14 protein-coding genes are annotated in these 8,858 nt (G+C 55.2%); all 14 read right to left on the bottom strand.

What is annotated here, in order from left to right; all coding sequences use genetic code 11:
• Positions 1 to 154: 154 nt before the first annotated feature.
• Positions 155 to 568 carry a 50S ribosomal protein L16 gene (gene rplP / locus WNY39_RS17780; protein WP_008226768.1) on the bottom strand — a complete coding sequence of 138 codons (414 nt, stop codon included), beginning with the start codon at positions 566 to 568 and terminating at the stop codon, positions 155 to 157.
• Positions 569 to 581: 13 nt separating this feature from the next.
• A complete protein-coding gene (gene rpsC, locus WNY39_RS17775; protein ID WP_093917638.1) occupies positions 582 to 1,289 on the bottom strand; it encodes a 30S ribosomal protein S3 in 708 nt (235 codons plus the stop codon).
• Positions 1,289 to 1,669, bottom strand: a complete 381-nt coding sequence (gene rplV, locus WNY39_RS17770; RefSeq protein WP_008228597.1) for a 50S ribosomal protein L22 — start codon at positions 1,667 to 1,669, stop codon at positions 1,289 to 1,291. Before rplV ends, rpsC begins: the two co-directional genes overlap by 1 nt.
• 3 nt (positions 1,670 to 1,672) lie before the next feature.
• Positions 1,673 to 1,951: a 30S ribosomal protein S19 gene (gene rpsS / locus WNY39_RS17765; protein ID WP_005849833.1), complete on the bottom strand. Its 279-nt coding sequence runs from the start codon at positions 1,949 to 1,951 to the stop codon at positions 1,673 to 1,675.
• A 3-nt stretch (positions 1,952 to 1,954) separates the two neighbouring features.
• Positions 1,955 to 2,797 carry a 50S ribosomal protein L2 gene (rplB, locus tag WNY39_RS17760; RefSeq protein ID WP_037228490.1) on the bottom strand — a complete coding sequence of 281 codons (843 nt, stop codon included), beginning with the start codon at positions 2,795 to 2,797 and terminating at the stop codon, positions 1,955 to 1,957.
• Between the two features lie 337 nt (positions 2,798 to 3,134).
• Positions 3,135 to 3,998: a DUF1206 domain-containing protein gene (locus WNY39_RS17755; RefSeq protein WP_342847704.1), complete on the bottom strand. Its 864-nt coding sequence runs from the start codon at positions 3,996 to 3,998 to the stop codon at positions 3,135 to 3,137.
• A gap of 184 nt (positions 3,999 to 4,182) precedes the next feature.
• Positions 4,183 to 4,911: an MgtC/SapB family protein gene (locus tag WNY39_RS17750; protein WP_342847702.1), complete on the bottom strand. Its 729-nt coding sequence runs from the start codon at positions 4,909 to 4,911 to the stop codon at positions 4,183 to 4,185.
• Between the two features lie 229 nt (positions 4,912 to 5,140).
• The gene (locus WNY39_RS17745; protein ID WP_341233831.1) at positions 5,141 to 5,347 is read right to left on the bottom strand and encodes a cold-shock protein; all 207 of its coding nucleotides are present in this window, start codon (positions 5,345 to 5,347) and stop codon (positions 5,141 to 5,143) included.
• A 282-nt stretch (positions 5,348 to 5,629) separates the two neighbouring features.
• Entirely contained in the window at positions 5,630 to 5,926 is a 297-nt protein-coding gene (locus tag WNY39_RS17740; protein ID WP_341233830.1) for a 50S ribosomal protein L23, read from the bottom strand.
• Positions 5,923 to 6,540 (bottom strand): 50S ribosomal protein L4, encoded by a 618-nt coding sequence (gene rplD / locus WNY39_RS17735; protein WP_341233829.1) that lies wholly within the window; start codon positions 6,538 to 6,540, stop codon positions 5,923 to 5,925. The genes WNY39_RS17740 and rplD overlap by 4 nt, the downstream gene beginning before the upstream one ends.
• Positions 6,537 to 7,421, bottom strand: a complete 885-nt coding sequence (gene rplC / locus WNY39_RS17730; protein ID WP_341233828.1) for a 50S ribosomal protein L3 — start codon at positions 7,419 to 7,421, stop codon at positions 6,537 to 6,539. Before rplC ends, rplD begins: the two co-directional genes overlap by 4 nt.
• 18 nt (positions 7,422 to 7,439) lie before the next feature.
• Positions 7,440 to 7,757, bottom strand: coding sequence for a 30S ribosomal protein S10 (gene rpsJ / locus WNY39_RS17725; RefSeq protein ID WP_005849850.1), 318 nt, complete (start codon positions 7,755 to 7,757; stop codon positions 7,440 to 7,442).
• A 303-nt stretch (positions 7,758 to 8,060) separates the two neighbouring features.
• Entirely contained in the window at positions 8,061 to 8,603 is a 543-nt protein-coding gene (locus tag WNY39_RS17720; RefSeq protein ID WP_342847698.1) for a hypothetical protein, read from the bottom strand.
• A gap of 184 nt (positions 8,604 to 8,787) precedes the next feature.
• On the bottom strand, positions 8,788 to 8,858 hold a 71-nt coding region (locus WNY39_RS17715), incomplete at its 5' end, for a hypothetical protein (RefSeq protein WP_342847624.1).

The raw sequence follows: 8,858 nt of genomic DNA, 5'->3' as shown, positions 1-8,858 counted from the left end.
GGTTTCACCCACCCTACGTAGGGTGGGTGAAACCCACGCATGCCGGCTACTCAGACGCAAAAAGCCCCCGCCGATCACTCAGCAGGGGCTTCTTAATTGATACGGTATCAATAGGTTCCACCAACCCCAAGTAGGGTGGGTGAAACCCACACGATTACCAGTCCTCGCGGACCACAACGCGTGTTTTGATCGGCAGCTTCATCGCGGCAAGGCGCAGGGCCTCGTGAGCGATGTCTTCGTTAACGCCATCGATTTCAAACATGACGCGGCCAGGCTTGACGCGGCATGCCCAGTAATCAACGGAACCTTTACCTTTACCCATACGGACTTCGGTAGGCTTCGACGTAACTGGCAGATCCGGGAAAATCCGGATCCAGACACGGCCTTGACGCTTCATGTGACGCGTCATGGCACGACGTGCAGCTTCGATCTGACGTGCTGTTACACGCTCAGGCTCCAGAGCCTTCAGGCCAAAGGTGCCAAAGTTCAGGTCAGACCCGCCCTTTGCAAGACCTTTGATTTTGCCTTTGTGCTGCTTGCGGAATTTCGTACGCTTTGGTTGTAGCATCTTTCATTCCCCCTTAGCGACGACCGCCGGCACCGCGAGGTGCTGGGCCGTCTTGCATTTCTTGTGCCTTGCGGTCACGCGCTGCCGGGTCATGTTCCATGATCTCGCCTTTGAAGATCCAGGTCTTGATCCCGATGATACCATAGGCAGTCATCGCTTCGACATGTGCGTAATCGATGTCAGCACGCAGAGTGTGGAGCGGCACGCGGCCTTCACGGTACCATTCGGTACGCGCGATTTCTGCACCACCCAGACGGCCAGCAACGTTAACGCGGATACCAAGGGCACCCATACGCATGGCGTTCTGTACGGCACGCTTCATGGCGCGACGGAAAGAGACCCGGCGTTCCAGTTGCTGTGCGATGGATTCACCAACAAGTGCGGCGTCCAGCTCTGGCTTGCGAACTTCAACGATGTTGAGGTGCAGGTCAGACTTGGTGATCTTGGCGATTTTCTGACGCAGACCTTCGATGTCTGCACCTTTTTTACCAATGATCACACCGGGACGTGCTGTGTGGATCGTAACGCGGCACTTCTTGTGTGGGCGTTCGATGATCACACGGGCGATACCGGCCTGTGCACATTCTTTCTTGATGAAGGCGCGGATGGCGAGGTCTTCCAGCAGAAGATCACCATAGTCCTTCGTGTCAGCGTACCAGCGGCTGTCCCAGGTGCGGTTGACCTGAAGACGCATACCGATCGGGTTTACTTTATTACCCATTATGCTTGCTCCTCAACTTGACGCACGACAATCGTGATTTCCGAAAACGGCTTGATGATCTTGCCGAAACGGCCACGCGCACGTGGACGACCACGCTTCATGATCAGGTTCTTACCGACATAGGCTTCGGCAACGACCAGTTCATCCACGTCAAGGTTGTGGTTGTTTTCACCGTTCGCAATCGCGGACTGAAGACATTTCTTCACATCTGCTGCGATCCGCTTTTTCGAGAAGGTCAGGTCCGTAAGGGCCTTGTCTACCTTCTTGCCGCGGATCATTGCTGCGACGAGGTTCAGTTTCTGCGGGCTTGTGCGAAGCATGCGCAGTTTTGCACGGGCTTCGTTGTCGGCCACGCGGCGGGGATTTTTATCCTTGCTCATGGCTTATTTCCGCTTCGCTTTTTTGTCGGCTGCGTGACCATAATAGGTGCGAGTTGGCGAATATTCACCAAACTTCTGACCAATCATCTCTTCGCTGACGTTTACAGGGATGTGCTTGTGACCGTTGTACACACCGAACGTCAGGCCAACAAACTGTGGCAGGATCGTTGAACGGCGCGACCAAATTTTGATCACTTCGCTGCGACCGCTTTCGCGGGAGGCTTCGGCCTTTTTGAGGACATAAGAGTCAACAAAAGGACCTTTCCATACTGAACGAGACATCTATTAACGCCCCTTCTTCTTGGCGTGACGCGAGCGTAGGATAAGCTTGCTGGACGCTTTGTTCTTGTTGCGGGTTTTTGCACCCTTTGTGGGCTTGCCCCAAGGCGTAACAGGGTGACGACCACCCGATGTCCGGCCTTCACCACCACCATGTGGGTGATCGATCGGGTTCATAACAACACCACGCACAGATGGGCGGATGCCCTTGTGACGCATGCGGCCCGCTTTACCGTAGTTCTGGTTGGAGTTGTCAGGGTTCGATACGGCACCAACGGTGGCCATACATTCCTGACGCACCAGACGCAGTTCGCCCGAGGACAAACGGATCTGAGCATATCCACCATCACGGCCTACGAACTGGGCGTAGGTACCGGCTGCACGAGCGATTTGACCGCCCTTGCCTGGCTTCATTTCGATGTTGTGAATGATCGTACCGATAGGCATGCCCGAGAATGGCATAGCGTTACCAGGCTTGATGTCGGCCTTGGCCGAAGCAATCACCTTGTCGCCAACAGCAATACGCTGCGGTGCCAGGATGTAAGCCTGTTCGCCATCTTCGTACTGGATCAGTGCGATGAATGCGGTCCGGTTAGGGTCATATTCGATACGTGCGACAACCGCGGACATGTCCAGCTTGTTGCGCTTGAAATCGACGATGCGGTAGAGGCGCTTTGCACCACCACCCTTGCGACGCATTGTGATCCGTCCGGTGTTGTTCCGTCCGCCGTGCTTGCTAAGACCCTCTGTGAGGGCTTTAACTGGGCGACCTTTCCAAAGCTCCGAACGGTCGATCAGTACCAGCCCACGCTGGCCTGGCGTCGTCGGTTTATACGACTTTAGTGCCATGTTTTCTGTCTTCCGTTTTGCTTGTGCCCGACTTCAACAAGTTGAGGCCGAGATGGTTATAGGGCCCCGAAGGTCCCCAATTTGAATGTCTGGCAAAGAACCCCTCTGCCCGACCGGCGTAGGGTGGGTGAAACCCACCAACGCACAAAACAACACAGCCCCGGACGAATCCGGGGCGCTGCCGATGGGGTCGTTTAGGTTAGGATGGGGATAGGGTCAAGCCATCAGGCCGAACTAAGCACCACGTTGCCGAAGATTCAGCGTTTGCGAACGCGTATCTCTCAATGGACGCAGCCACTGCTTGGCATTCTTAGGCGATGCAGCCACCGGAAATGACTTAGGCCGCGAGTTCTTTAACCTTAGCCGACAGGCTTTGCACTGACCGATCGGATGCTTTTGGAACAATGCGATATGCTGCATTCACAAAGCAAAACAACGAAAAGCCAAGCAAGCCAACGCAAAGTGCCGCTACCAGAATACGCCCGTATGCCTGATCGCCCAACCAATCAAAGGCTGATCCCAGCCCTCCCGCTTCGGATGCATTCGCGCTTAGGGCCGCATAAGCGATCAGGCCACCGATGATGATGACCCCGATGCCCTGTGCTGCAAGCCCGATCCGCAGAACCGGGTTCCAATGCAGCGTAAAGTGGTTTCCCTGAAGGTGCTCTCTGTAGGATTGCGTAATTGCTTTGTAGAAGTAGTAAAATCCGGTTGCGAATGTCACCATGCCCACAAGACCAACCGCCCAAACCCCTGCTGGCGATTGTAAAATACGATCCAGCATTTCCTTACCGCCAGAACCGGACGAGGCAGCGCCAAGCGCCGTCACCGCCAGCACGCCGATACCCGCATGAACAGCACCGGTTACAAACATACCAAGCCGCGCCAAGATCCCTTTTGCTGACGTCCCGTATGCCTCAAGATCCCACAAGCTGTCGACGGCCCGCCAGATAGCGTAGGCAAACATTCCCGCCGCGATCAGCCCGACAATCATCGCGCCCACCATACCGTTCAGCGACTGCATAGCCGCCTTTGTACCTTCGGCCTGCCCACCTTGCAGGATTGACCATAAAGACACCCCCGCAACGACGAGATAGGCAAGGCCCCGCCCGGCGTACCCCGCGCGCATGATGGGTACAGCCCACGCAAAATCGCTTGGGTCGACATGCTCCAGAATTTTTTGCTGCGCGGTTTGGTTCATCGGTTGTCCCTAACAATATGATCCGGCCGAATTAGCAACAGCACCCAAATGTTATGGGGCCGAAATATTCAGCAGGCATACTTAAGAACGCCGCCTCGCCCCAATTGTTCCGAAATGGGAAGTTTGCGAGCTAACGGTCAAGCGATAGGCAAGGGTAAATGGGCATGGCACCAACTAGCGCCCTCTACTTAAAACCCACTTCGCTTTCCTCGGCGACGGACCAGCCTGCCCTCAGCAAGCCGGGGGACAGGGAAACGTTGGAAACGGTCCGCTCGACCTTTGCCGCGGCCTCGTCGGTGCCGCAGACCTGTGCGACGATTTCGACGATCTTATTGTCGGTGCGGCTGACGATTTGGCACAGCTCCAACGCTTCGTCGCGCAAGTGGTCAATGATTGCGGCGCGGATTTGTTTTTCGTCTTCAAGCCTGCATTCAAACGTCAGGTCGAAATACAATCCTGCCCCCGCCGATTTCTCGGCCACCTTTTTTAGTTTTTTCACCACCGGCCGCAGGCCCAGGTTCGAGAATACGATCAAAGACGTTAACGCCACCGCATAAGCCACATGACCCGTGCCCGAGATCAGCCCAACCGCAGCAGCACACCACAAGGTCGCCGCAGTGTTGATCCCTTGGATATTGAACCCGTCGCGAAAGATGATGCCCGCCCCCAGAAAGCCGATGCCCGACACCACCTGTGCGGCGACGCGTGTGGGGTTGATATCCTCGGGAAAGAGCGCCGCAAAAGTGACATAGCCAGCCGCCCCCAGCGAGACGAGCGCGTTGGTCCGCAAGCCTGCCATCCGGCCCCGGAACTGACGCTCAGACCCGATGATCGCACCAAGCACGAGGGCCACGGCCATGTTCAGGAACGCAAAGAGAAAGGCGAGGTCGATGTCAAAATAGTTGTGGCTCAATGGTTTGGTCTCCTCGGCGCTGCCCCTTAGCCATATCATCTGATCACGACGAAGCAGAGACCCCAGCAACACATTAAGCAACATTCACGACATTTCGCGACAGGATGTGATGGCCACGGTGGCACCCGCTTAATCCTTGATCACCCTATCGGAATAGCAAAAGGGCGCGACCCTAAAGCCACGCCCTTTCAAAACTCTCAAACATCAGCCCCCGAAGGGACAGACCGGCTTATGCCAGTTGGATGTTTGTTGCTGATTCACGACCGTCACGGCCGGCTTCGATGTCGAAAGTGATCTTTTGATCATCGGACAGACCCGTCAGGCCTGCTTGCTCAACTGCGGAGATGTGGACGAATACGTCCTTTGCGCCACCCTCGGGTGCTACAAAACCAAAACCTTTTGTGGTGTTGAACCATTTTACTGTGCCAGTGGCCATTATCGTATTCCTTATAAATCTGCCCGCGGAATGCGGCAGGGCGGCTAGGTCATTCATAGATCGAAAGACTGAGCCGTAAGGAGCAGTGATGACGATAGTCGTAACGTTGCCCCCCTCCCATCTGCCCTTATGAGGCAGAACGCAAGCTTTTAAACCGAAACGGGAAAAACAAGCGGATACGCGCCTTAAGTATCACACCCGTTGAAAATGCAGAAAGCCCCCCGCCTTGCAGCGAGGGGCTTTTGCGATTTGCGTAGGGTGGGTGCAAACCCACCGCCCGGATTACAACCCGGTGGATACGTCGATGGTGTTACCCTCTTCGAGCGTAACATAAGCCTTTTTGACGTCCTTGCGGCGGCCCATTTGGCCACGGAAACGCTTGGACTTGCCTTTGGTGATGGTCGTGTTCACGGCCTTCACCTTGACACCAAAGAGAGCTTCAACAGCTTCTTTGATCATTGGCTTGTTGCTTTCGATTGCCACTTCGAAAACGACGGCGTTATTTTCAGACGCCATTGTTGCTTTCTCGGTGATGATCGGCTTGCGGATCACATCGTAGTGTTGGTGCTTGGTGCTCATTTCAAACGGGCCTCCAGTGCTTCAATCCCCGACTTGGTGATCACGAGAGTATCACGCTTGAGGATGTCATAGACGTTTGCACCCATCGTTGGCAGGATATCCAGACCTTCGATGTTGCGCGCGGCTTGCAAGAAGTTTTCGTTCACAGACGCGCCATCGATGATCAACGCGCGTTTCCAGCCGAGGTTCTTAACCTGCTTGGCCAGTGCTGCGGTTTTCCCATCCGATGCGGCATCGTCGATGATGACCAGGTTGCCTGTCTTTGCCTTAGAGGACAAAGCGTGGCGAAGACCCAGTTTGCGGAACTTCTTGGTCAGCTCGTGGCCGTGGCTACGAGGGGTTGGACCCTTGTAGATACCACCCGAACGGAAGATCGGTGCAGAACGTGCGCCGTGGCGTGCGCCGCCGGTGCCTTTCTGACGATAGATCTTCTTGGTCGAATAGCTGACCTCGGACCGTGTCTTGACCTTGTGCGTACCTTGCTGCGCGTTGTTACGCTGCCAGCGGACGACGCGGTGCAGGATGTCGGCACGTGGCTCAAGACCAAACAGGGCCTCGTCCAGGTCGATTGATCCAGCTGCACCACCGTCGAGTTTGATGACATCGAGTTTCATTCGTCACCTTCCTTCTTGGTCTCGTCCAAAGTTTCGCTTTGATCACCAGCTTCTTCTTTGTCCGATTCAATGGACGCTTCGGCCTCTGCCATTGCGGCAGCTTCCGTTGCGGCTTGCTCTTCGGCCAAACGCTTGGCTTCTGCTTCGGCCTCTGCAGCTGCTGCTGCGGCGGCTTCTTCAGCTGCTTTTGCGGCTTCTTCAGCGGCGGATTTCAAAGCGGCGGGCAGGATTGCGCTGTCTGGGAACGGCTTTTTCACCGCGTCCTTAACAGTCACCCAACCACCTTTGGAGCCTGGAACGGCGCCTTTGACCATGATCAGGCCACGAACGGTGTCAGTTTTGACAACTTCGAGGTTCTGAGTGGTGACACGGGCGGAACCCATGTGACCGGCCATTTTCTTGCCTTTGAAAACCTTACCGGGATCTTGACACTGACCGGTGGAACCGTGCGAACGGTGAGACACGGAAACACCGTGTGTCGCACGCAGACCGCCAAAGTTGTGGCGTTTCATCGCACCGGCAAAACCTTTACCGATGGATGTGCCCGCAACGTCAACATACTGACCTGCAAAGTAGTGATCGGCGATGATTTCTTCGCCGACATTCAACATGGCTTCGGGGTCCACGCGGAACTCCGCAACCTTACGCTTTGGTTCAACCTTTGCCGCAGCAAAGTGACCGCGCATGGCCTGCGATGTACGCTTGACCTTGGCTGTACCTGCACCAAGCTGAACAGCTGTGTAGCCGTCCTTTTCAGTGGTACGCTGAGCAACAACCTGAAGTTTGTCGAGCTGGAGAACGGTTACAGGGATCTGCTTGCCGTCTTCCATGAACAAACGGGTCATGCCCATCTTTTTTGCAATAACGCCTGAGCGCAACATAATATTACCCTCCTACGCTTATGACTGCAGCTTGATCTCGACGTCCACACCAGCGGCCAGGTCGAGCTTCATCAGCGCGTCCACGGTCTGGGGGGTCGGATCAACGATATCCAGCAAACGCTTGTGCGTGCGGATTTCGAACTGGTCACGGGATTTCTTGTCAACGTGTGGGCCACGCAGAACTGTGAATTTTTCGATCTTGTTCGGCAGCGGGATTGGGCCGCGAACAGAGGCACCGGTGCGCTTGGCGGTGTTGACGATCTCTTGTGTGGACGCATCCAACACACGATAATCAAACGCCTTCAGCCGGATGCGGATGTTTTGGCTTTGTGCCATATGTCATCATCCCTCATTGGGAGTAGAAACGAAGAGGAAGAGACGCCTCATCACGGCCCTTCATTGCGTTTTATCGTAAATCAAACGGGGCGCGTAAAAACGCACCCCGCTGAGACTTGCGCTCTATAGGTCGAGTCGCCCCCTGTGGCAAGGGGCAATTGCCGTTTCCTATTAACGTTTCAAGCGAGAAGACGCAAACCAGCGGTGTTGATCCGTCAGCCTTGCCTAGATCACGGCCAAAAGCGCTCCGACCCGCTCGTGGTATCCTCATTTACCTTATGTGTGGAGACGTTGGTATTGGGATCAGTCGATACGGTGCAAAAGGGTGCGAATTTCTCTTAGCGCGCCGCCGTTGCGCAGACGGATGAACTCAAGCTCAAGCCCCTCTGCGACCAAGGTACGGTGATACTCCTGCATCTCGTATTCGCCGGTTTCGTCGATAACGAGCGAGAACACGGACAGCGTATCGTCAATCAGTCGGGCCCAGACATAAGGCTCGCCCTTTAGCGGGTTCAACGGAACATCTTTGCCGAAAACATTGGTGCGCATCGCAGAGGAATAGATATTCTTCCGACCACTTGGCTCGAACAATATATTATATGTTCGCGTTTTGACCCGGCCGTCGCTTCGACGGCTGATGGATGTCCAACTTATTCTGACCCCGTTTTTCGTGGGCATGATCGTCGTGCTCATATCACGGTGCTGGACCTCACCGTCGACCACAAACTCAGCCTCGCCCATGAAGCTGCCTGCAAAGCGGTCGAATTCCCCCGCGACAGCAGCAAGCGGCCACAGCAACAACAACACTGCGATAAATTGGCGAATAAGGGATGAACTCTGTCTCATAAGCCAAGTCTAGCCCATTTGGGATTGTTGAACAGTATCCATGTGCTCAATTCAGTCAAATCCACCTCGAATTCGCCCCTTAGCGCCTAATTAGTATCTGACGCTCAGAAACGAAAAGGCCGCCCTGTTTCCAGAGCGGCCTTTGTGTACGTGTGAGCTTGAGCGGGGCTGGCCCGCTTTGGGCTTACTCGTTGATTTTGGACACAACGCCCGCGCCAACGGTGCGGCCGCCTTCGCGGATCGCAAAGCGCAGAC

The sequence above is a fragment of the Sulfitobacter sp. AS59 genome (genome assembly GCF_038899995.1).
Taxonomy (GTDB): domain Bacteria; phylum Pseudomonadota; class Alphaproteobacteria; order Rhodobacterales; family Rhodobacteraceae; genus Sulfitobacter.
This window is presented reverse-complemented; position numbering and strand designations above follow the sequence as displayed.

Coding starts and splice junctions, on each gene's coding strand:
- rpsJ (WP_005849850.1), bottom strand. CDS start 7,757: ATGGCACAAAGCCAAAACATCCGCATCCGGCTGAAGGCGTTTGATTAT.
- WNY39_RS17745 (WP_341233831.1), bottom strand. CDS start 5,347: ATGGCCACTGGCACAGTAAAATGGTTCAACACCACAAAAGGTTTTGGT.
- rplB (WP_037228490.1), bottom strand. CDS start 2,797: ATGGCACTAAAGTCGTATAAACCGACGACGCCAGGCCAGCGTGGGCTG.
- rpsS (WP_005849833.1), bottom strand. CDS start 1,951: ATGTCTCGTTCAGTATGGAAAGGTCCTTTTGTTGACTCTTATGTCCTC.
- WNY39_RS17720 (WP_342847698.1), bottom strand. CDS start 8,603: ATGAGACAGAGTTCATCCCTTATTCGCCAATTTATCGCAGTGTTGTTG.
- WNY39_RS17740 (WP_341233830.1), bottom strand. CDS start 5,926: ATGAGCACCAAGCACCAACACTACGATGTGATCCGCAAGCCGATCATC.
- rplC (WP_341233828.1), bottom strand. CDS start 7,421: ATGTTGCGCTCAGGCGTTATTGCAAAAAAGATGGGCATGACCCGTTTG.
- rplD (WP_341233829.1), bottom strand. CDS start 6,540: ATGAAACTCGATGTCATCAAACTCGACGGTGGTGCAGCTGGATCAATC.
- rpsC (WP_093917638.1), bottom strand. CDS start 1,289: ATGGGTAATAAAGTAAACCCGATCGGTATGCGTCTTCAGGTCAACCGC.
- rplP (WP_008226768.1), bottom strand. CDS start 568: ATGCTACAACCAAAGCGTACGAAATTCCGCAAGCAGCACAAAGGCAAA.
- WNY39_RS17755 (WP_342847704.1), bottom strand. CDS start 3,998: ATGAACCAAACCGCGCAGCAAAAAATTCTGGAGCATGTCGACCCAAGC.
- rplV (WP_008228597.1), bottom strand. CDS start 1,669: ATGAGCAAGGATAAAAATCCCCGCCGCGTGGCCGACAACGAAGCCCGT.